Source organism: Halalkalicoccus sp. NIPERK01 (assembly GCF_030287405.1).
In the GTDB taxonomy this organism is placed as follows: Archaea; Halobacteriota; Halobacteria; order Halobacteriales; family Halalkalicoccaceae; genus Halalkalicoccus.
The window spans coordinates 457,529-478,605 of sequence record NZ_JASVVV010000003.1 but is presented as its reverse complement, the minus strand read 5'-3'; the positions used below and the strand labels follow the sequence as shown (position 1 = coordinate 478,605).

The 21,077-nt window shown below is 67.6% G+C and carries 19 protein-coding genes; 10 read left to right on the top strand and 9 right to left on the bottom strand.

The features are described from left to right. Positions 1-181 precede the first annotated feature (181 nt). The 3 genes from QRT08_RS12090 to QRT08_RS12080 all read left to right on the top strand — a co-directional run bounded on the left by QRT08_RS12090 (position 182) and on the right by QRT08_RS12080 (position 1,806). Positions 182-964: an Lrp/AsnC family transcriptional regulator gene (locus QRT08_RS12090; protein WP_286046211.1), complete on the top strand. Its 783-nt coding sequence runs from the start codon at positions 182-184 to the stop codon at positions 962-964. Positions 965-1,171: 207 nt separating this feature from the next. Further along, entirely contained in the window at positions 1,172-1,612 is a 441-nt protein-coding gene (locus QRT08_RS12085; protein ID WP_286046210.1) for a universal stress protein, read from the top strand. Beyond that, positions 1,609-1,806, top strand: coding sequence for a hypothetical protein (locus tag QRT08_RS12080; protein ID WP_286046209.1), 198 nt, complete (start codon positions 1,609-1,611; stop codon positions 1,804-1,806). Before QRT08_RS12085 ends, QRT08_RS12080 begins: the two co-directional genes overlap by 4 nt. Positions 1,807-1,993: 187 nt before the next feature. Here the strand turns inward: QRT08_RS12080 and QRT08_RS12075 are convergent, their stop codons facing one another. The 4 genes from QRT08_RS12075 to QRT08_RS12060 form a co-directional block, all read right to left on the bottom strand. After that, positions 1,994-4,246 (bottom strand): amino acid permease, encoded by a 2,253-nt coding sequence (locus QRT08_RS12075; protein ID WP_286046208.1) that lies wholly within the window; start codon positions 4,244-4,246, stop codon positions 1,994-1,996. Positions 4,247-4,370: 124 nt separating this feature from the next. Beyond that, entirely contained in the window at positions 4,371-6,419 is a 2,049-nt protein-coding gene (locus QRT08_RS12070) for a cation:proton antiporter (protein ID WP_286046207.1), read from the bottom strand. A 205-nt stretch (positions 6,420-6,624) separates the two neighbouring features. Next, the gene (deoC, locus tag QRT08_RS12065; protein WP_286046206.1) at positions 6,625-7,254 is read right to left on the bottom strand and encodes a deoxyribose-phosphate aldolase; all 630 of its coding nucleotides are present in this window, start codon (positions 7,252-7,254) and stop codon (positions 6,625-6,627) included. A gap of 67 nt (positions 7,255-7,321) precedes the next feature. After that, positions 7,322-8,002, bottom strand: a complete 681-nt coding sequence (locus tag QRT08_RS12060; protein ID WP_286046205.1) for a helix-turn-helix domain-containing protein — start codon at positions 8,000-8,002, stop codon at positions 7,322-7,324. Positions 8,003-8,271: 269 nt separating this feature from the next. Here QRT08_RS12060 and QRT08_RS12055 point away from each other — a divergent pair, with 269 nt between their 5' ends. From QRT08_RS12055 to QRT08_RS12040, 4 genes are all read left to right on the top strand, one after another. Further along, the gene (locus tag QRT08_RS12055; protein ID WP_286046204.1) at positions 8,272-9,063 is read left to right on the top strand and encodes a DUF63 family protein; all 792 of its coding nucleotides are present in this window, start codon (positions 8,272-8,274) and stop codon (positions 9,061-9,063) included. A 143-nt stretch (positions 9,064-9,206) separates the two neighbouring features. Further along, a complete protein-coding gene (locus QRT08_RS12050) occupies positions 9,207-9,935 on the top strand; it encodes a guanosine phosphorylase (protein WP_286046203.1) in 729 nt (242 codons plus the stop codon). Between the two features lie 41 nt (positions 9,936-9,976). After that, positions 9,977-10,975, top strand: coding sequence for an AI-2E family transporter (locus QRT08_RS12045; RefSeq protein WP_286046202.1), 999 nt, complete (start codon positions 9,977-9,979; stop codon positions 10,973-10,975). Between the two features lie 42 nt (positions 10,976-11,017). Then, positions 11,018-12,025, top strand: a complete 1,008-nt coding sequence (locus QRT08_RS12040; protein WP_286046201.1) for an AI-2E family transporter — start codon at positions 11,018-11,020, stop codon at positions 12,023-12,025. 6 nt (positions 12,026-12,031) lie between these two features. Here QRT08_RS12040 and QRT08_RS12035 read toward each other — a convergent pair whose 3' ends face one another. From QRT08_RS12035 to QRT08_RS12020, 4 genes are read right to left on the bottom strand one after another with little or no spacing between them, the layout of a single operon-like run. Continuing rightward, positions 12,032-13,189, bottom strand: coding sequence for an NAD-binding protein (locus QRT08_RS12035; RefSeq protein ID WP_286046200.1), 1,158 nt, complete (start codon positions 13,187-13,189; stop codon positions 12,032-12,034). Positions 13,190-13,228: 39 nt separating this feature from the next. Beyond that, on the bottom strand, positions 13,229-14,905 hold the full coding sequence (locus QRT08_RS12030; protein ID WP_286046199.1) for a cation:proton antiporter: 1,677 nt from the start codon (positions 14,903-14,905) through the stop codon (positions 13,229-13,231). Then, on the bottom strand, positions 14,898-16,583 hold the full coding sequence (locus tag QRT08_RS12025) for a cation:proton antiporter domain-containing protein (RefSeq protein ID WP_369684839.1): 1,686 nt from the start codon (positions 16,581-16,583) through the stop codon (positions 14,898-14,900). Before QRT08_RS12025 ends, QRT08_RS12030 begins: the two co-directional genes overlap by 8 nt. A gap of 50 nt (positions 16,584-16,633) precedes the next feature. Continuing rightward, complete coding sequence (locus QRT08_RS12020; protein ID WP_286046197.1) at positions 16,634-17,851, bottom strand: cation:proton antiporter; 1,218 nt, start codon at positions 17,849-17,851, stop codon at positions 16,634-16,636. A 131-nt stretch (positions 17,852-17,982) separates the two neighbouring features. On the opposite strand from QRT08_RS12020, the gene QRT08_RS12015 reads away from it, so the two are divergent. The 3 genes from QRT08_RS12015 to QRT08_RS12005 are packed head-to-tail and all read left to right on the top strand — an operon-like array spanning position 17,983 to position 20,733. Next, a complete protein-coding gene (locus QRT08_RS12015) occupies positions 17,983-18,462 on the top strand; it encodes a cation:proton antiporter regulatory subunit (RefSeq protein WP_286046196.1) in 480 nt (159 codons plus the stop codon). Positions 18,463-18,500: 38 nt separating this feature from the next. Next, entirely contained in the window at positions 18,501-19,613 is a 1,113-nt protein-coding gene (locus QRT08_RS12010; protein ID WP_286046195.1) for a DUF8167 domain-containing protein, read from the top strand. Positions 19,614-19,659: 46 nt separating this feature from the next. Beyond that, the gene (locus tag QRT08_RS12005) at positions 19,660-20,733 is read left to right on the top strand and encodes a DUF8167 domain-containing protein (protein WP_286046194.1); all 1,074 of its coding nucleotides are present in this window, start codon (positions 19,660-19,662) and stop codon (positions 20,731-20,733) included. Here the strand turns inward: QRT08_RS12005 and QRT08_RS12000 are convergent. After that, entirely contained in the window at positions 20,715-20,942 is a 228-nt protein-coding gene (locus QRT08_RS12000; RefSeq protein ID WP_286046193.1) for a helix-turn-helix domain-containing protein, read from the bottom strand. The two genes, QRT08_RS12005 and QRT08_RS12000, sit on opposite strands and share 19 nt — an antisense overlap. Positions 20,943-21,077 lie beyond the last annotated feature (135 nt).

Genomic DNA, 21,077 nt, shown 5'->3' with positions numbered 1-21,077 from the left:
GCACTCCGGTGATGATCGAGGCGGTCAGGTCCCCTGCGGAACGGGAGGACTCATACACCTATCGAGAGGATCCAAAAGGATAAACACGACGATTCGATTGGCGGATACACATTATTCGTGAGAGAAGTTACGGATCCAAAAATCACACACATATTTAGTGCTGTATCGCCATCAGAGCGGCATGCACGAATGGCCCCGCGAAACGCGAACCGACTCGTCGTATCGGGTCGACGAGATCGACCGGCGCATCATCCACGCGCTGATGGCCGACGCACGGGAGACGTCCGCGCCGATGATCGCGGAGGAAGTGAACGTCTCCGCCGGAACCATCCGGAACCGTATTCGCCGCCTCAAAGAACACGGTATCCTCACGGGCTACCACGCGAAGGTCGATTTCGAGCGCATCAACGGCCGGCTCACGAACCTGTTCATGTGTAACGCGCCGTTCGAGAAGCGTGAAGTGATCGCCCAACAGGTACGGGCCCTCCCCGGCGTGATCAACGTCCGCGAGTTGATCGGCGGGCGGATGAATCTCCACGTGCTCGCGATCGGAACGGACACCGACGACCTCCATCGGATCGGCCGGTCGATCGCGGAACTCGGGGTCGAAATCGAGGACGAGGTGCTGGTTCAAAACGAGTGGGACGTACCCTACGCACCGTTCGGGCCCGACGACCAACCGCTGAAACCGCCGACGGATTTCATCAGCCTCGCCGGCGATTCCGAAGTCGTCGAGGTGACCGTCCGTACCGACGCGCCGGTAGCCGGTCTCACGCTCCAGGAGGCCGGTCGACGGGACTTGCTGGACGAGGACGTCCTCATCATCACGATCGAACGGGAGGGGACCGTCCTCACCCCGCATGGTGACACGGAGATTCGGTCGGACGACGTCGTGACGGTCTTCGCTCAAGCCGGGATCGACGATGGCGCACTGGACGCGTTTCTCGGCGAGGAAGCGTCGTGACCACACTCCGTCAAACGGCTCATCATGACCCTCCTCGATACCCTGCGAAAACGACTTCCCGTGCTCGTTCACCTCGTGAGCGGTGATGATCCGATGGTGTACGAGTGTCGCCGCTGCGGGACGTCGTTCGACACGAAACCCGAGAGGTGCTCACAGTGCGGCGCCACGTCGATCGCCAGCTACCACCCATCGACCTTTCGATAACACATGACCCGACCGACCGTCGACCGAGTACTGCTTCCGGTCGCCACCGAGGACGATGCGAAACGGACGTGTACCGCCCTCCGTCCACACCTGAGCGAGGACGGCGCGGAGATCATCGCGCTGTACGTCGTCGAGAGGCGAGCGGGAGGTCCAGCGGCGGCGTCGATCGAACAGCTAGAGGAACACGGGAGAAACACGCTGGCGACCGTCGAGGAGGCCTTCGATGGGTCGACGGTTACCGTCGAGACGGAGATACGGGACGGGAGAGACCTCGTCGGGACGATCTTCGAGGCTGCGAAGGACGGCGACGTCGACTGTATCGCGTTCGTCCCGCGACCGAAGGGCCGATTGGTGGCGTTGCTGTCGGGCGATCCCGGCTGGAAGCTCATCAACGAGACCCGGTATCCGGTTCTCGTGCTTCCCCGTCCTCTCGACCGAGAATGAGACGACCGAGCATCAGAAACCCGCGGTCGGTCTGGGACGTCATTGCCGTGTTGGCTACATACATCCTCTTCGAGTACACCGTACTCCGGATAACGGGTGACCTGCTCGTCCGTCGGGAACTCGTCGTCGTCGGGATCATCGTCGTTCTCTGGGCGATCTGGGCGGCGTTCCACGTACTCGACGAATCCACCTGAGGTCGTCGCCGAGCCCGGTCCGGGGTCCGTGGCGAATCCGCGTCGATCGCCCGTCGGACGGTTCGTTCGGATACGGAGACACCCGTAAGTCGCTGGTTGGAGGGCGTCGGGGAAGGACGACTCGCGCTGGCGAACGGGCCGACTGTCACGGTCAGGACGACTACATCGACGGACCGACGACCGTCGATCAGTCGTCCGATGGGCTGGTTCCGAACAGCCGATCGCGCAGCGACCGCTCGGACTTGCGTTCGGCGAGCAGCACCGAGCAGTCGAGGTCCTCGATGACGTCGTAGGCGAGCGACCCCCGGACGAGCCGCGAGAGCAGGCCGCGCTCGGTCGCCCCGATCAGCACCATGGTGTGCTCGGCGGCCGCCCGCTCGATGGAGCCCTCGACGTCGCCCGACGTGTCGACCCGGAACTCGGCCGCCGAGAGGCCGTTATCGACGGACCACTCCTCGAGGAACGCCTCGCCCTCGGCGCGTTCGTCCTCGTCGTCGACGACGTGCAACAGCGTGACCTCGGAACCGTACTCCTCGCGGAGCAGGCGTGCGGCCTCGGCGCTCAGGTCCGAGTCCGGTCCCCCGGCGGTCGGCACGAGCACCCGCGAGGGGTCGAACCCGCGGTCGTTGAACACGAGGAAGTCACACGGCAGGTCGTGGGCGAGTTCGTCGAACGCGCTCTCGGCGCGGCCGGGCGACCAGTGGGCGTCCTCGCTCCAGCCCATGATCGTCAGGTCGGCCTCGTAGGTCCGGGCGGCGTCGAACACCTCCTCGAACCCGCGATGGGAGACGAGCGTGTGGGTCTCGACGGGCACGCCGAACGTCTCGGCGTTCTCACGGGCGCGTTCGAGCAGCGTCGACGACCCGGCGTCGAGTTCGTCGATGTGGTCGGCGGCGGCCGACAGCGGCACCTGATCGGGCACCTGCACGATGTGGACGGCGTGGACCGTCCCCCCGTTCGCCCTCGCGGCGATGCTCCCGAGCGTGATGAGGTGCTCCTCGGTCCGGGGGTTCGCGAGCGGGACCATCACCCGGTAGTCCGCGGCCTCGGGTTTGACGCTCTCGGCGGCCGAGACCGCGGCGTCGGGCATCTCCTCCGAGCGCGAGAGGATGAACTCCGAGAGGACCCCCTCGTGTTCGGTCTTGGTCCGGGCGTAGACCAGGTACCAGACCGCCGCGAAGACGACGAACACCCCACAGAGGACGATCACGACCGGTTCGATGAAGCCGATCAGGGCAAAGGAGAGCACGGCGCCTAGTACGGGCGTGATCGGGTAAAGAGGAACGGTGAAGTCGGGGTCGTAGCCCGAGGGCTGGGCCTCGCGCATGACGACCAGCGCGACGTTCAGCAGGCCGTAGACGACCAGGTGGAGGACGCTCCCGGCCGTCGCCAGCAGTTCGAGGTCGCCGACGACGATGAACAGCAGGATCAACGCCCCGGTGATCGCGATCGAGCGATACGGCGTCCCGAACTTCGGGTGGATCTCGTTCAACTGCGGGCTGACGATCTTCTCGCGGCCCATCGCGAAGTTGATCCGCGACGACGAGAGGATCGAGGCGTTCGCCGAGGAGGCCGTCGCCAGCAGGCCCCCGAACAGCATCGCCGCCCCGCCCAGCGGCCCGATGAGGAGTTCCGCGACCTGCACGACCGCGGTGTCGTTGTCGGCGACGAGCGAGTTGGGCACCGCCGCGAGCACCGCGAGCAACACCAGCGCGTAGATCGCCGTCACGATCACGACGCTGCCGACGACCGCGATCGGGAGGTTCTTCCCGGGATTCTTGATCTCCTCCGCGACCGAGGTGATCTGGACGAAGCCGAGATACGAGACGAAGATCAGCCCCGTGACCGGGAGCAGAGCCGCGTAGCCGTCGGGTGCGAGCGGGCGAAGCGTCTCGAGGTCGGCGTTCAGCACGCCGAACAGCGTGAACACGACGAGGATCCCGAGCAGCGTCACGACGATGACGTTCTGGAGCCTGCCGGTCTCCTTTGCGCCGACGTAGTTGACGCCGACGAAGAAGCCCGCCCCCAGCAACGCGACGATCTCCGGGCCCGAGAGCGCGAGGGCGCCGAGGCCGATGCCGGGCACGGAGACGAACGCGGCGACGTACTCGCCGAAGCCGAACATGTAGAATGCCGAGGCGAACGTCAGGCCGATCCAGTTGCCCCAGCCGGCGATCGACCCGAACAGCGGCCCGAGCGCGCGGTTGATGTAGAAGTACGCGCCGCCGGACTTCGGCATCGCCGTGCCGAGTTCGCTCGCCGAGAGCGCGGTGAACAGCGCGATGACGCCGCCGAGAACGAACGACGCGGCCGCGAGCGGCCCGGCGATGCTGACGGCCGCGCCGGGCAGGACGAAGATGCCCGCGCCGATCATCGTCCCGATCCCGATCGTGAGCGCCGACAGCAGTCCGAGGTCCTTGGCGAGTTCCTCGTCGGCCATCAGTGATCGCGTCCGGTCGCGTGGCCTGTCCTACCGCGCTCCCGATCGATATAACTCGGAGAGGGTGACATGGCCCTTCCTTTTCGAGGAGGCTCCTTAACACGTTCGAAGCCGGAATCGTCGGCTAGTCGAACCGGAGGAACCGGGCGGCGTACTCCGGTTCGCCGTGGCGCGGGTAGATCATGACGAACGACCGGGGCGGGAGTTCGACGAGCCGACCGGGCAGTTCGGCCAGTTCGGAGTGCCAGCCGACCTCGCCCTCGCGCGCCGAGAGGGTGACGATCAGGTCGTCGGCCCCCGCGCGGTTCTCGAGCGTTTCCAGCAGGCCGCCCCACCTAGTCGTCCGAAACTCGGTGTCGACCTCGTGTTCGACCATCCCGAACAGCCGCTCGTACTGGTGGGTCTCGCCCTCCATCACCAGCACCGTCACCGGCGTGCCGAGTTTCGATGCCAGCCGTTTGACGACGTGGACCGCCTCGTAAAAGCCCTCGTGGTGGTCGATCCCGTCGGGCAGAACGAGGAACACCCGCTCGGTGGTGTTGATCGGGTGGCCGAGCCGCGAGACGAGGACGGGTATCGTCGTTCGCCGGAGAATCTGATCGATGATGTCGCCGAAGACCCGCCGGCCGAACGAGACGTTCGCGTCCCAGCCCATGAGGATCAGGTCGGCGCGCGTCTCGACGCTCCCGCGGACGATCCCCGAGGCGATGTTGTGGTTCACGCGGGTCTCGCTCGCGACGGGTACCTCGGCGGCACCGCCGAACGCCGCCGCGCGTTCGAGGTCGCGTTCGACCTGTGCGACGCGCTCTTCGGTCTCGCCGGATGTGGGCTGGACGACGGTCAGGAGGTGGATCGGTTCTACGGCGTCGGCTTCCTTGAGGACGAACGCGAACTCGAGCAGGCGCTGTCGTCGCTCGGCGTCGGCCGACAGCGGCAACAGGATCCGTGGATCGAGGTCGTCGCCCTCGTCGGGTTCGACCGCCGTCTCGCGGGCGAGGCGCTGGCCGGCGCGTTCGGTCCACCACGGGCTGACGACCGTGGCGACGAGCATCATCAGCACGACCGCGTTCAGCACGTCCGCACCGAACAGCCCCGCCTCGAACCCGATCAGCGTGATCGCGAGCGCCGCGGCGGCCTGCCCAACGGAGAGCCCGTAGATCACGCCCCGTTCGTTCGCGTCGTAGCCCTGCACCCGGCTCACGACCCACGCGGCGACCCACTTGGTCGCGAACATCGTCCCCAGAACCACCGCCGCGACCTGCAGGGTTCGGGGGCCGTCGAGGATCACGCCGGGGTCGACGAGCATCCCGACGTAGAGCAGGAAGAACGGGATGAAAAAGGCGTTCCCGAAGAACTCGATGCGGTTCATGAGCGTCCCGCCCCGCGGGACGAGCCTGTTGAGCGCGAGCCCCGCGACGAACGCCCCGAGGATCGAGGCCAGCCCGAGGACCTCCGCGAGGCTGCCCGCCGCGAACAGGACGGTGGCGACGAAGAGGAACTCGAAGTAGCTCTCCTCGCTCAGGTTCTGGAAGAACCACCGGGCGATCGGCGGGACGACGAACCAGACGCCGGCGAAGAGGACGACGAGCGACCCGAGCACCTGTGCGACCAGTAAGGGGGTCAGCCCGCCGTCGAGCGAGCCCATCACGAGCGCGAGCACGACGAGCGCGAGCGTATCGGTAAAGAGGATCCCGCCGAAGACGGCGGTGACGGCCCGGTTCTTCGTGATGTCGAGGTGGTTCGCCACGGGGTACGCGAGCAGGGTGTGCGAGGCGAACACCGCCGCGAGCAGCGCGGACGCCGGCACCGACAGCCCGAGGACCGAAATCCCGAGAGCGGTGCCGACCACGAACGGAAGCGAGAAGCTCGTCAGCCCGAAGAGAGCGGCGTTCTCGGGGGCCTTCGAGAATCCCCGGAGGTCGAGTTCGAGACCGACGGTAAACAGCAGGTAGACGAGGCCGACGTTGCCGAGCAGTTCGATCGCGCTCGTCAGCGAGAGGATTCCCAGCCCGTTGGGGCCGATCAGCGCGCCGACGAGGACGACTCCGACGATCCCGGGAAGGCCGGCGCGCCGGATCACGAGGGGTGCGACGAGGAAGACCGCGAGCGCGAGCGTGAAGACGACCACCGGCTCCTCGACCGGGAGCCACTCGAAGGGCCCGTCGAGGACCATCTAGGGCCTCCGCGACCGGAGTCGTCGCGACTGTTCGGAGCGAAGGGGGTGGATCACGGCGGGGGCTACGCTCGCGGGGAGAGGCGGGCAGTTCGACCGAACGGGACGCCGTCCGACCGGGTCGGGGCGATCGGCCGGCCGACTCGAACGCGTACGACCCTGAGAGTCGGGCCGATACGCGCGGTCGGTTCGACCGCCCGGCTGTTCACGGTTCGAACCCCTCGACCAGCGCGACCCCCGAAGAGGCGCCGATCCGCTCGGCCCCGGCGTCGAGCATCGCCCTCGCAGTCGCGTAGTCGCCGATCCCGCCGCTGGCCTTCACGGGGAGGTACTCCGCCAGCAACTCGACATCCTCGACGGTCGCCCCGCCCTCGCCGAAGCCCGTCGAGGTCTTGAGCATGGCGGCGTCGGCCTCGACGGCGAGTTCGGCGGCCTGCCTGATCCGCTCGGCGGGGAGTTCGGCCGTCTCGATGATCACCTTCACCGGGACCGGCACCGCGGCGACGATCTCGGCGATCTCGGCGTGGAACCGTTCGGGTTCGTCGCCCAGCAGTCGCCCCCGGTTGCAGACCACGTCGAGTTCGTCCGCGCCCGCCTTCCACGCCTCGACGCCCTCCTTTCGCTTGGTCTCGGGCCTGTTCTGGCCGTGGGGGAAGCCGATCACGGTCGCGAGCGTCACGTCGTACTCGCTGGCCTCCTCGACGTAACACGGCGGGATGCAGGCGTTCATCCCGTACTCGCTGGCCTCCCGGACGACGCCGAGTGCCTCGGCGCGGGTCGTCTCCGGACCGAGGACGGTGTGGTCGATGGCCGCGGCGAACTCCGCTCTGTCCATGCGCCGTCGGAGACGCTCTGGAACCAAATAGGCTACCGATCCGCGGGCCCGCACCGACCGGTCGCGATCACTGCTCGGGCCGTATCGGGCCGTGGGTCCGGCCGTCGTCCGAACGCAGCGTGCGCTCGATGAGCCGCCCGTGGCCGCGCCGGAGGCGCTCGGAGAGCGCCTGATGGGAGACGCCGAGCACGTCCGAGAGGTCGGAGAGGGAGGATTTACGGGGGACGTCGTAGTAGCCCATCTCCTTGGCCTTCAGGAGCGATGCGTGCTGTGAGTCGGTCAGCCCGTGTTTCGAGCCGTCGCTGCTGTCGGGTTCGTAGATCGCATCGACGGTGAGCGTGAGGCCGTTCTCCCCGCAGAACGTGTAGATCTCCGAGAGCGAGTGGTGTTCGGGACACATCAACTGGAACTCCCACGCCCCTCCGCCCGTCTGGAGGGCCGTGATCGCCCCGTCCTTTTCGAGCAGGAGGTCGAGGACGAAGCGGACCTCGTCGGCCCACTCCATCCGATAGAGCCGGTCGTCGTCGTACTCGGCGATACAGGAGGCGGCCTCGACGGAGGGATCGACCGCGAGCGCGCGTTCGAACCCCTCGAAGTCGTCCGTCCGGACCCGGACGAACGGCATGGCCGAATCGGTGGCCTGCACGGCGAAGCGCTCGGCTTCGACGTCGAGTTGCGCCACCGCCTCGAACGTCGTGGCCAACGCGAACCGGTCGAGGGGGATTCGGAACTCGATGATCGAGACCATGGAAACCTAATGCTACCGACCAGAATAAGGGTTCAGATCGTCCGGATCCCACACCTGTGTCGGAGACGCCAGGTCAGAATCGGCCGAACGAGGGCTATACCACCCGTTTGTAACCGTTTGATGCGAGGCACTATCGAATAGAACATACGAGGGGAATCGGGGACCGTCACGGACGGTCGCACTGTAGTCACGGGCGGTCGTAACGGTCGGCGGGTGCTCGAAGGGGATCGTATCGCAACGCTTTCTATTTCCGGGAGAGGTGTGCGGGTATGGTCCTTCCCGACGGCTTCTCCCTCCCCCCGCTCGCGTACCTCCTCGTCCTGCTCGCCGCGGCGGCGGCGGTCGCGGCACTGCTCTCGCGTCGGCGACCCCCGATCGGGGAGGCGACGGTGCTGGCGTTCGTCCCGTGGATGGTCGCCGGCGCGGCGGGCCACGTCCTCGAGGTGATCGACGCCGTCCCCGAGGTCGTCGCACCGCTTCTTGGGACCCCGAGCGTCTACGTCAGCACGTTCGTCCTCGCGGGGGCGGTCTGGGGGCTCTCGGACGACCGGGTACTCGCGCTCGCGGGCACGCTCGCGGCGCTGTTCGCGGTCGGGGCGGCCTTCGCCGTCGGCTACCTCCGCGGGACGATCACGCCCGTCTGGCCGGTCGTCGCGCTCGTCGGCTCGATCGTCCTCGCCGCGGGGACGTGGGGGCTCTTTCGGCGTGCGCTCCCGGGCGTGGCGGCGACGACCGGCGCGGCCGGCGCGCTCGTCGTCCTCGGGCACGCCCTCGACGGCGTCTCGACCGCCGTGGGGATCGACGTCCTGGAGGTCGCCGAACGCTCGCCGCTCCCGCGGGCGATCATGGGCTTCGCCGAGACGCTCCCCACCTCGGAGGTCATCGGCGTCGGCTGGCTGTTCGTCCTCGTGAAACTCCTCCTCGCGACGGGGATCGTCTGGCTCATGGCCGAGTACGTCGAGGACGCCCCGAGCGAGGGGTTTCTCCTGTTGGGCGCGATCGCCGCCGTCGGGTTCGGCCCCGGCGTCCACAACCTGCTGCTGTTCGCGGTCGGAGGGTGATACCGTCGGTCATAGCTCCGTGTATCGGGTGTCGCCACGACGGGCGTGATTCGTGCCCGTCGGATCACGCTACCGCAGGTCATACGCCCATGACCGACGGTATGGACCGCACGGCTTTTGCCCGGTCCCCGAGACTCGCGCGTATGGCGAAACAACCACACCTGCTGGTCGAAGAGGGCGACCTCAACGAGATCGCGCTGATCCCCGGCGACCCCGGCCGGGTCGACCGGATCGCCGGCCTCTGCGACGAAAGCGAGGTCGTCGCCGAGAACCGCGAGTACAAACTCGTCAACGCCACCTACGAGGGCACGGGCCTGACGATCTGTTCGACGGGAATCGGCTGTCCCTCCGCGGCCATCGCGATCGAGGAGCTAGAGCGCGTGGGCGTCGAGACCGTCATTCGAGTGGGTACCACGGGCGCGCTCCAGCGCGGGATCGAGATCGGGGACATGGTCGTCGCGACCGGCGCGGCCAAGGACGAGGGCACCACGAAGCGCTACGAGTCGGCCACCTATCCGGCGGTCCCGGACTTCGAGGTGCTCTCGGCGCTGGTCGACGGCGCGGAGGGTCGGGACGAGGAGATCCACGTCGGTCCGATCGCGAGCGACGACGCGTTTTACGCCGAGACCGACGAGTACGTCGACGAGTGGGAGCGGGCGGGGATCCTCTCGGTCGAGATGGAGGCCGCCGCCGTGTTCACGCTCGCGCGGCGCAAGGGGATGCGTGCGGGCGCGATCTGCACGGTCGACGGAAACCTCGTCGAGGGGACCCAGAAGGGCGAGACCGACGACGAGGAACTGCCCGAGAAGGCGAAGGACAACGTCGAGCGGGCGATCGGGATCGGCCTCGACGCCGTCCTCGCGCTCTCGTAGCGCCGGGTCGTTTTATCCCCCTCGATGGCGTGTCATCTCGCATGGACGTGAGCAGGGGGTTCATGCTGTTCGTGATCGGCGCGCTCGGCGCGCTGTCGCTCGCGATCGTCTGGCCCTTCCGCCAGTACCTGCTGCTGGCGGTGTTGATCGCGTACCTGCTCACCCCGGTCTATCGTCGTCTCGCACCCTTCGTGGGCGGGACCGGCGCGGCGCTGGCGCTGATGGGGGGTGCGACCGGCGCGGTGATCCTGCCCTTTGCCGCGCTGATCTCGTTCGTCGCGAGCGACGCGCTCGATCTGGCACAGCGCCTGAGCGACAGCGACATCGAACTCGCGGAGGTCGAGGCCGCCATCGCCGATTCGACGGGCCGGGAGGTCGACCTGTCGACGACGCTCGGGACCGCGGCCGAGAACTTCGCGAGCGTGCTCGTCGGGAGCGCCTCGGACCTGGTCGGCGTGTTCACCCACGCGGTGATCGGCATCACCCTCTCGGCGTTTCTCCTGTTTTTCTTCCTCCGGGACGGCCGCTACTTCACCGCGTGGCTGTTCGAGGTCACGCCGCTTCCCGACGGCGTTCTGAGGGAACTGTCCACGAACGTCGACGACCTCATGTGGGCGGTGCTCGTGGGCCACGTCCTCGTCTCGGCGATCCAGGGGCTGCTCGCGGGGATCGGACTCGCCGTCACGGGCATCCCGAACGCCCTCTTCTGGACGTTCGTGATGATGTTGCTCGCGCTGTTGCCCGTCGTCGGCGCGTTTCTCGTCTGGGGTCCGGCGGCGGCCTATCTCGTCGCGCTCGGCGATCCCGTCGCGGGCGGCGCGCTGTTCCTCTACGGGGCGACCGTCGTGGGCCTCTCGGACAACTACCTCCGGTCGATCCTCGTCGACCGCAGGGCACGACTCAACCCCGCGACGATCATGCTCGGGGTCGTCGGCGGGCTCTACCTGTTGGGCGTGATGGGGCTCTTTTTCGGGCCGGTGATCGTCGGCGCGTTCAAGATCGCAATCGAGACGTTCGACGAGTACTACGTCGACCGGTGACGCAAGCCGGCGTTTTATTCGGCGGGCGGGCAGAGGAACCGTATGAACGTGCGACGGGGGTTCCTGCTCGCGCTGATCGCGCTGTTGCTCGCGGTGTCGTTCGCGCTGATCAAGCCGTTCTTACAGTACGTGTTGCTCGCGCTGTTGCTGGCGTTCGTCCTCTATCCGCTGCAGCGGCGGCTCGAACCCCGGTTCGGGGAGGCGATCGCCGCCTCGGTCCTGATCGTCGGGGCGGTGATCGCCTTTTTCATCCCGTTCGCCGTGGTCGGCGCGACCGTCGCGGGCGACGCGATGGCGCTCGCACGGCAGCTCCAGACCGGCGGCTTCGGCGGATTCGGTATCTCGCGGGTCGAATCGCTCATCCAGCGCTACACCGGCCAGCAGATCGACATCGCCTCGCGGCTGAGCGCGTACGCCGAAAGCGCCGCACAGACCCTCGCCGGGAGCGCACCCGACGTGTTCTCGGCACTCACGCACGTCCTCGTGGGGCTCGGACTGCTCGTCTTTCTGCTCTTCTTCCTGCTGAAGGACGGCGAGAAGCTCTACGGGTGGGTTCGAAACACCACGCCGCTGCCGGAGACGGTCCAGGACGACCTCTATACGAGCCTCAACGCCATCACGTGGGCGGTGCTGCTCGGTCACGTCCTGGTCGCCGTCGTACAGGGCGGGATCGCGGGGCTCGGACTGATCGTCACCGGGATCCCCAACGCCGTCTTCTGGACGTTCCTCATGATCGTCCTGTCGCTGATCCCGGTCGTCGGCTCCATTCTGATCTGGGGGCCCGCGGCGATCTACCTCGTCACGAGCGGCCAGACGGTCGCGGGGGTCGCGCTGGCCATCTGGGGGCTGGTCGTGGTGAGCGCCACCGACGACTTCCTCCGGCCGATCCTCGTCGACCGCTACGCCGAACTCAACCCGAGCATCATCATCGTCGGCGTGATCGGCGGCGTCTACCTGCTGGGCTTTATGGGACTGTTCATCGGGCCGATCCTCGTCGGCGCGCTGAAGGTCGTCCTCGAGCTCTTCGACGAGTACTACGAGGCGCTGTAGCTCGACTCACCGATCGCCGAGCAGCCTGTCTGCGACGTCCTCGGTGTCCGTACGGCCCAGCGCCGACTGGACCATGAGCCGTCCCCCGATGGTCGCGGGGCTGATGACGGCGTCCGCGCCGGCGCGCCTGAGTTTGTCGACGTTCTCGCGGTCGGTCGCCGCCGAGACGATCCGAACGTCGGGGCGGAGCTGTCTGACGGTCAGCACGGTCAGGGCGTCCTCGGCGTCGGTGTCGGTCGCGACGACCGCCGCGCGCGCCCGATCGAGGCCGGCGCGCTCGATGGTCTCCTCGTCGCTGGGATCGCCCCGGAGGACGAGGACGTCGCGATCGGCGAGGCGCTCCGCGCGCTCGTCGTGGTCGGTCACGACGACGAACGGCGCGCGGGTTTCGAGTTCCTGCAGGATCGGCTCGGTGAGTTCGCCGTAGCCGAGAACCAGTACGTGATCGTCCAGTGAGGCGAGTTCTGCGTCGTTCATCTTTCCGAGTGCGGCCGCGAGGCGGGCTTCGATGACGGGGCTGAGCAGGGCACCGAGCGCGACCGCGAAACTGGCCGTACCCACGAGCAGGACCGACATCCCGAACAGCCGGGCCTCCTGGGTGACGGGGGTCGCGTCGCCGTAGCCGACGGTGCTCGCGGTGACGAGCGTGTAGTAGAAGGCGTCGAGGATGGTGTCGACCTCGGCGAACCCCTCCCGGAGCGCGTAGGTGCCGAGCGTGCCGTAGGCCTGTGCGCCCACCAGGGCGAGGCCGGCGGCGATCTGCGTGTTCGTGAGTTGGAGTTCGCGGTCGAAATGCGAGCGGTTCGCGAGCAGGTTCGGCATCGCGAGCGCGGAGACGACTATGAGGGGAAGCGAGAGCACGCTCGACTGGAGCAGTCCCTGGATCGCGGTCATCGGCAGCAACACGGCCGTCGACCACCAGGCCGCCCGGAGGCGGGTCCGAAGCCCGTAGGCCGAAAGCAGCATCAAAAAGCCGGTCATCGCGCCGGTGAAGCCGGCGGTCCGGTGGACGATCGCCGGGATGGCGATACGGTCGTGGAGCAGTCCGACCGCCGGCGCGCTGATGTTCGCGATCCCGGTGACGATCGAGAGGACGGCGACGATCGCCGTCAGCGCGACCGTCAGGTGCGTGCCGATCAGTCCCCAGCGCTCGCCCCACTCCATACCACCCATCGCTCGCTCGACGTTATAGACCTCTCGTGTTCACCCGAGGTCGCGTCGGTCCGCGAGCGACGAGAAGCCGAGTTCCTCGAGGGCGCGAAGCTCCTCGCGGTGGGTGACTTCGACGCCAGGGGCGGCGTCGCCCTCGATCACCGCCGTGACGTGTCCGATCAACTGGTCGGACGCGAGCACGTCCGGCACGACGACGTAGAGCGCACCCCGATCGAGCAGGGCGCGTGCGTCGTCGGTGTCGTCGGCCCGCAGGATCACGTCGGCCCCGAAGTCGAGTTCGAGGATCCGCTCGGAGACGGGCCGCTGGTCGATCGTCGAGATCACGAGGCGGGCGTCGTCGACCCGCGCCTTCTCCCAGGAGTAGCGGTGCATCGCGTCGCCGAAGACGTAGTTCTCACACTGTTCTCGTAGGGGGTCGAGCATCGCGGGATCGTTCTCGACGACGACGAACTCCCGACCGGATTCCTCGCAGGCGTGTGCGAGCCGACGACCCTGCCGGCCGAATCCCGCGATCACGACGTGATCGACGGGCGAGCCGATCCGACTTCGTTCGTCGATCTTCTCGGTGTGGACCCGCCCGGCGACGTGGCGCAACAGCGTCTCGTAGAGGCGGTGGTCGTGTCTCCGGGTGTAGGCGGAGGTGATCATCGTCACACCCGCCGCGATGATGATCGCGTCGAAGAGGGCGGGGGAGATCGCCCCCTCGATGAGCGCGCCGATCGCGAGAAAGAGCGCGAACTCGCTGACCTGATCGAGGCTCAGGCTCGTCAGCGAGGCGGTGCGGGCGTCGTAGCCCTCCCACAGCAGGGTGCCGAGCATGACGAGCGGCTTTACGACCGCCGTGAGGACGATCAGCGTGAGCGAGACGACCACCACCTCGACCGTCGGCGTCGAGACGAGCGCGCCGATCGTGACGAAGAAGATCGCGGCGAAGAAGTCCTTGATCGACTCGATCCCGTTCAGCATCCCGAGGTGGCCCACGTCGCGCTTGATCGCCAGCCCGGCGGCGAACGCCCCGACGACGATCGAGAGGCCGATGAACTCGGCGAGCGCGAGGAAGCCGATCAGGATCGAGATGCCCGTCATCAACAGCAGTTCCTGAGAATCGCCAGCGAGCCGCGAGAACGGGTCGAAGAGGTAGCGATGGACGACCCCCGCGGCCGCGAGCAGTAGCACGCCGTAGCCGAGTTTCATCGCGACGTCGTCGGCGGCGAAGGCCTCGGCACTGAGGACGAGGAGCAACACCACCGCGAGGACGTCCTGCAGGAAGTGAACCGACTTCGCGAGTCGACCGTGGACAAGGTTCTCGCGGATGTCGACCCTCCTGAGCCCCGTGCCGACGATGGTCGACGAGAGCGTGGCCGCGGCGCTGAAGTACAGCGCGTTCAGCGGGTCGAACCCGAGTACGAGGCCGACGCCGAAGGAGAGCGGGCCGACCACGAGCAACTGGACGATCGTCATGATCTCGCCGTCGCGGATCACGGTTCTCAACGAACCGAACTCGAGGCTCACGCCGAAGACGAACACGAGGAAGGCGATCCCCCACTGGGCGAGTTCGAGGAGTTCGGGCTGGTCGACGAACGCCCCCACCACCAGTCCGGCGAGGATGTAGAAGGGCACCGACGACAGCGAGAGGCGGTTGGCGATCAGCAGGAACGCCCCGGCGCTGATGAACACGAGCGCGAGGGTGTTGATCAGGTCAACCATCGATCCCACCCCGGCGGATCCGGCGGACGTCCTCGCCGATGGCGGCCTCGAACGCCTCGCGGTCGTCGAAGTACGACTCGAGGTAGGCGGCGAGTTTCTCGCCGGTGAGGTGCGTGCTCAGGATCACGTAGTCGGCACCCAGGTCGTACAGCCGTTCGGCGTCGTCGATTCGTTCGGCCTCACAGAAGACGATCGTTCCCGCCGAGACCTCCCCGAGCAGGCGTTCGTTGAGTTCGGGCTGGACGGTCGAACTCAACACGAAGTCGGCGCGTTTCAGGCCGGCGGCCTTGCGGATCTCGCCGTGTTTGAAGTCGCCGTAGACGGACTCGTACTCACCCTCCTCGCGCAGTCGTTCGATGTGATCCGTCCGGCGGTCGATGACGACCACCTCGCCGTAGCGCTCCTTCAACCGCGGGAGGGCCCGTTCGGTGATCTCGTCGTAGCCGATCGCGACGGCGTGATCGCGGTACTCGGGGAGGGAGACGTCGCCTTTCCCCTCGCCCTCGAAGCGGGCGAACCACGGCTCGACGCGGTCGTAGATCGCGTGGTTGTAGTTGATGACGTAGGTCGAGAGCGTCATCGTCAGCAGCGCCATCAGGCTGAGATAGCCCAGGACGGGGGTGTCGACGAACCCCTGTGCGACGGCGATCCCCCCGACGACGAGCGAGAACTCGCTGACCTGCACCATGTTGATCGAGCCCAGAAACGAGGTCTCGACGCTGAAGTCCTCGCGGTCGATGAGGTAGAACATGATCCAGAAGTTCCCGATCATCAACACCGCGCTCGCGACCACGGCCTCGACCCAGTAGGCGAGCAGGTCGTCCGCGGCCAGTCGAAGCCCGATCGACGCGAAGAAGACGAGGATGAAGAAGTCGGTGATCGGGGCGATTCGCTCCTCTAGCTCCTTGCTGTAGGGGAGTTGGGCGAGACTGATCCCCGCGAGGAAGGCCCCGACCTCGATCGAGAGGTCGAGCCCCTCGCTGACGACGATGAAGAGGAAGGCCCACGCGATGGCGATGACGAAGAAGACGTCCTTGTCGTCGGCGATCCGCCGGAACAGTCCGGGCAGGAGGTATCGCGAGGAAGCGAGCGAGAACAGGGCGATGGACGACATCATGACGGTGATCGTCACGAGGGTGAGCCCGACGTCCGCGACGCTCGTCAGGCCGCCCGCAGAGAGCATCGCGAGGACGAACACGAGGTAGATGTCCTGGACGATCAGCACGCCCACGTCGATCTTCCCCGGGAGTGCGGTGATCTCGTCCTTGTCGGTGAGGACCTTGACGATGATCGGTGTCGCGCCGAAGACGGTCGCGAGCGCGATGACGACCGTCTCGACGAGCGTGAAGCCCAGCACGTACGCGACCGCGAAGGCGAGCGCGGTCTGGAGGACCGTCTGCCAGACGGCGATGGTGACGATCGGCCGGAGGATGTTCCGGATGTCGTCGAAGCGCATCTTGATCCCCAGAAGGAACAGCAGGAAGCCGAGGCCGAGTTCGGCCATGAGTTCGACGAGTCCCTCCTCGGTGACGACGTCGAGGAAAACGGGTCCCAGAAGGAGGCCCGTGAGGATGTAGGCGATGATGGTCGGCTGGCCCGTCTGCTTCGCCACAAAGCCGATCGTCGTCGCCGCGACGACGATGACGGCGAAGTCCGTGGCGAGCGCGATCTGGTCCACCATCTACCGGTGTTCCAGCCTTCGGGTTCGGATCGATTAGTGGTTTCGTTTCACGCCTGCGTCGGTTCGTTCGATAATCTGGAGATCACACGGTCCTCGAAGACGCTCGAATACCGCATCAGGGTCGTCCCGAGGATGCTCATGACGAGGACGTAGCCCACCGCGAACGCCTGGATCGTGTTTGCCGTCGTCTCGGGGAGCGTCACGCCCGCGCCGCCGACGGCGACGGTGGCGATGATCAGCGAGAACTCCCCCCGGGTGACCATGCCCAACCCGACCCGCGTCGAGCGCCGGTCGTCGAGGTCGTAGACCCGGCCCGCGAGAAAGCCGCTTACGAGCTTCGTCGGCGTCGTGAGGAGGACGGCGAGCCCGACCAGCCCGGCGACCGCCGGGAACAACAGGGGATCGGTGACGAGGCCGATCCAGAAGAAGAAGACCGCGGCGAAGGTGTCACGGATCGCCTCCAAATTGTGTTCGAGTTCGTCGACGTAGTTCGTGGAGCTGAAGGCCATCCCGATGAAGAAGGCCGCGACGGCCTCGCTCACCCCGGCGGCCAGCGCCGCCCCGGCGACGAGGACCGTGATCCCGATCGCCCGCAGGACGAAGAACTCGTTCGAGGGGGTGTGGAGCGCGCGCTCGAACCACGCCGTCCCGAAGTAAACCACGAGGAGCAACACGAGGATGAAGCCCATCGCGAGGCCCACGGACTCGACGGCCTCGCTCACGTCGCCGCCGCCCAGAACGAGCGCCGAGACGATCGACAGATAGACCGCGATGAAGAGGTCCTCGTAGACCAGCGTCCCGAGCATGGGGTCGCTCTCCTGGTTGGCGATCCAGCCCAGGTCGATCAGCGACTTGGTGATGATGGCACTCGAAGAGATGTAGACGATCCCGGCGATCAACAGGGCGGGCAGGAGGGACCCGAAGACGAGGTAGCCGAGGACGAGCCCGACCCCGAAGTTGATCCCGAGGTCGATGGTGCCGGCCCGGCCGATGCGGTCCTTGTTCTCGATCAGTCGGTCGATGTTGAACTCCAGGCCGAGGAAGAACAGCAGGAAGACGATGCCGAGTTCGGCTCCGACCTCGACGAAGGTGGTCTCCTCGACGAACGGGAGGCCGAACGCCCCGAGGACGTGTGGCCCCAGCAGCATGCCGATCAGGATGTAGAAGGGGATCACCGACTGATCGGCCCGGTTGGCGACGACGCCGGCGGAGGCGACCGCAGCGAACATGATCCCGACGTCCAGCAGGTGGTTCTCGACGGCCATACTCAGCGACGCGGAAAGAGACGGGCGCTCGGCCGACGGTACATGTCTACCCGATTCGGGAGGCCGGGGAATAGCCTTTCCATCCGATCGAGGGGTCCCACATTTATAGGGTCGAGGACGACAATCGGAGCATGGACGTCTCGGAAACGGACCTGCCGGGGGTCGGCAAGCGCTTCGAGGTCGAACTCGAGGAGGGAGGTGTCGCCGTCGTCGTCATTCACAACAGCGGCCGGCGCGAACTGTTCTATCGGGAGTCGCCCGACGCCGACGGGGAGGAACTGCTCGACCTGACCGATCGGGAGTCCCGGGTCGTGGGGTCGATCCTCGAAGGGGCGTTCTTCCAGCCGGTCCGAACCCAGGCGCCGGAGACGACGCTCGGCGAGGGCGTCATCCTCGAGTGGTACACCCTCGAGCGAGACAGCCCGGTCGTCGGGGAGACGCTCGAGGAGAGCGACATTCGGAGACGGACCGGCGCGACGATCATCGCGGTCGAGCGCGGCGAGGAGGTCTTCGCCAGCCCGGAGGCCGACTTCACGCTCCGTGCGGGCGACGTCGCCGTCGCCGTCGGCACCCGCGAGAACCAGACCGAACTCGAGAACCTGCTGGAGTAGTCGACAGGCCTATGGTCGGTCGCCGGGAGCGACTCTTCATGCCCGACTCGATCCTCGCACAGGTCCTCGTGGGGCTGTATCTCGGCGCCCTCACGGGCGTGTTGCCCGCGCTCGTCTCGTGGGCGCTCGGCTTCTCGTTTCGTTACGTCACCGGCGTCACCGTCCCCGGGCTGGGTGTCGTCGTCGTCGCGGCGGCGATCGCCGGCGTCTCGGGGGGGTTGCTCGGCCTGCTCGATCCCGCCATCTCCGAGACCCCGGTGGGAGTGGTCGCGGCGCTGGTCGTGCTGATGGCCTCCTTCTGGGCGCACAACCAGGGCGACAAGATGGGCGAGGCGTTCCCGCGGCGGATCACCCTCGAATCCATCCGCCGGCGGACGCTCTCGGGCGAGGTCGTCGACCGGGTCGGCCGGTTCGGACAGGTTCGCGTGCGCGTGACGAACGTCGAGGACGTCGAGGGGTACCCGCCCCTCCCCGCGGGGGTGCGCGAGAAACTCGAGGGCGAGCGGTTCTCGCTGCCCGCCGACCTGCCGCTGTCGGAACTCGAAACGCGCGTGCGCGATCGCCTGCGCTCGTCGTACGACCTCGAGACGGTGAGCGTCTCGCTCGACCGCCGCGCGAACGCGACGGTCGCGGCCGCCCCCGCCCTCGGCGGGTTCTCCCGACGCGTGCCGGCGGGCCAGCGGGCGGTCTCGGTCGAAACGCTGGTCCCCGCGGGCGCCGACCGGGGCGACCGGGCGCTCCTCTGGCTGCCCGAAACGACCGTCGAGGGCCACGTCCTCGGCGTCGGGGAGCCGTCGGAGGACGACGACCGCCCGACGAGACGGCTGACCGTCGCCGTCTCGCCGGGCGAGGTCGAGGCGGTGCTCGCGGCCGAGGAGGTCCGGGTCGCCGTCCTCGGGGAGGCGAACGGGCGGGACCTGCTCGCCCGGCTCAAGGCGGCCGGGCTACGGGTTCGAACGCTCGAGTCCGTGCGCTCGCGGACTGTGGATCCGACGGCCCTTCGGAGCGAGACCGGCGCACAGGTGTTCGCGGTGCGTGGACCCGCCGGGCTACGGGTGCCCGACGGACCCGTCCGCGTCCGGGCGGGCGAGGAACTGCTCGCGGTCGGCACCCCCGACGCGCTGCGGGGGCTTCGGGAGGTGGTCGCGTGAACGGAGTGAGCGCGATTACGCCGGACGACGGTCCGGAGGTGGTCGCGTGATCCCGTTCCAGACGGAGGTCGGGACCCTGGTCTCGATCGCCGTCCGCGTCCTCGGCCTGGCGGTCCTCTCGGGGGCGGTCACGGGGACGGTCGCGGCGGGCTACCGCCTCTACGCCCGGGAGACGATGCCCGCGCGGCTGGGCGTGCTCGTCGGGCTGAGCGCGGTCGCGGTCTGGCTCAACACGGTCGTCGCGCTGACCCAGTACGTCGACACCGGAACCGATCCGCTCGCGACGACGCGTGCGGTGCGCAACGTCCTCGCGTTCGCCGCGAGCGCGGGGGCGGCCGACGTCGGGCGGCGGGTGGGCGATCGGCTCGCGGCGAACTCCTCGGTGCTCGCGGGGGCACGCTCGGTCGAGGGCGAGGTCAGCCCGCTCGTGAAGGCCGTCGGGCGCGTGATCACCGTCACGCTCCCGGCGACGGTCGAGGACGCGCCGGGCTACGAGCCGATTCCCGAGGAGACCAAAGAGGAGCTAGCGGGCGCGACGCTCGTCTTCCCGCGGGGGCTGACCGTCGCGGAGCTCCACGAGCGCCTCGAAACCCGGCTGGCCGACGACCACGGGATCGGCCACGTCGACTGCGAGATCGGCACGGATGGAACGGTGACGGACCTCGCGGTCGGGTTACGTGCGTCGGGGCTCGGCCCGCGCCTCGCGCCGGGAACGGCCGCGCTCGCGATCCACGCCGATCCGGCCCCGGGTGCGAGCCCCGGCGACACGGTCCAACTCTGGCGCGAGGGCGAGCGGGTCGCGACGGGCGAACTCCGGGACGCGAGCGACGAGGCCGCCACCGTCGCCCTCGAATCGTCCCTGACGCCGCTTCCCCCCGGAGAGTACCGGCTGGTGACGCTGGCGGAGGGAAACGGCGCCGAACGGAGCGCACGCGCGCTGTTCCGGTCGGGCGTGAACGAGCGCCGCGCCGACGCGGCGCTGGCGGGAACCCGGGTAAGAGAACACGAGGGCGTCGTGCTGGCGGTCGGCGGCGAGCGGTTCGAGGCGCTGCCAGATCCCGACCGCCGACTCGAAGAAGGCGAGGTCGTCTACGTGCTCGATCAGGCCGCGACGGCGTAGCGCTCGCCCTCGCGGGCGACGAACCCCTCGCTCGAGAGCGTATCGAGGACGGGGAACAGCGCGAGCTGTTTCATGCCGAGCGAGGACTGCAGTTCCTCGATGGTGGCCTCGCCGGCGGTGTGCAGGTAGAGGTAGACGAGTTTCGAACCGGCTGATTCGATTTCGGTCGGGATCTCGGTGCGGTCGTGAGTGAGTGTTGCCGTGCTCATACCCGAATGCTGTCTGCCATCCAATATAAACCTAGTCCATATATCGGATAATGCGTAAGTGTGTTATATAACCACATAATGTGGCGTGGTGGCGTGTGACGAGGGGGCGAGCGGAACGCTCATTCGGCCCGGGTG

Coding starts and splice junctions, on each gene's coding strand:
- QRT08_RS12080 (WP_286046209.1), top strand. CDS start 1,609: ATGAGACGACCGAGCATCAGAAACCCGCGGTCGGTCTGGGACGTCATT.
- QRT08_RS12090 (WP_286046211.1), top strand. CDS start 182: ATGCACGAATGGCCCCGCGAAACGCGAACCGACTCGTCGTATCGGGTC.
- deoC (WP_286046206.1), bottom strand. CDS start 7,254: ATGGACAGAGCGGAGTTCGCCGCGGCCATCGACCACACCGTCCTCGGT.
- QRT08_RS12015 (WP_286046196.1), top strand. CDS start 17,983: ATGGACGTCTCGGAAACGGACCTGCCGGGGGTCGGCAAGCGCTTCGAG.
- QRT08_RS12020 (WP_286046197.1), bottom strand. CDS start 17,851: ATGGCCGTCGAGAACCACCTGCTGGACGTCGGGATCATGTTCGCTGCG.
- QRT08_RS12000 (WP_286046193.1), bottom strand. CDS start 20,942: ATGAGCACGGCAACACTCACTCACGACCGCACCGAGATCCCGACCGAA.
- QRT08_RS12085 (WP_286046210.1), top strand. CDS start 1,172: ATGACCCGACCGACCGTCGACCGAGTACTGCTTCCGGTCGCCACCGAG.
- QRT08_RS12050 (WP_286046203.1), top strand. CDS start 9,207: ATGGCGAAACAACCACACCTGCTGGTCGAAGAGGGCGACCTCAACGAG.
- QRT08_RS12070 (WP_286046207.1), bottom strand. CDS start 6,419: ATGGTCCTCGACGGGCCCTTCGAGTGGCTCCCGGTCGAGGAGCCGGTG.
- QRT08_RS12030 (WP_286046199.1), bottom strand. CDS start 14,905: ATGGTTGACCTGATCAACACCCTCGCGCTCGTGTTCATCAGCGCCGGG.
- QRT08_RS12055 (WP_286046204.1), top strand. CDS start 8,272: ATGGTCCTTCCCGACGGCTTCTCCCTCCCCCCGCTCGCGTACCTCCTC.
- QRT08_RS12035 (WP_286046200.1), bottom strand. CDS start 13,189: ATGGAGTGGGGCGAGCGCTGGGGACTGATCGGCACGCACCTGACGGTC.
- QRT08_RS12040 (WP_286046201.1), top strand. CDS start 11,018: ATGAACGTGCGACGGGGGTTCCTGCTCGCGCTGATCGCGCTGTTGCTC.
- QRT08_RS12060 (WP_286046205.1), bottom strand. CDS start 8,002: ATGGTCTCGATCATCGAGTTCCGAATCCCCCTCGACCGGTTCGCGTTG.
- QRT08_RS12045 (WP_286046202.1), top strand. CDS start 9,977: ATGGACGTGAGCAGGGGGTTCATGCTGTTCGTGATCGGCGCGCTCGGC.
- QRT08_RS12075 (WP_286046208.1), bottom strand. CDS start 4,246: ATGGCCGACGAGGAACTCGCCAAGGACCTCGGACTGCTGTCGGCGCTC.
- QRT08_RS12010 (WP_286046195.1), top strand. CDS start 18,501: ATGCCCGACTCGATCCTCGCACAGGTCCTCGTGGGGCTGTATCTCGGC.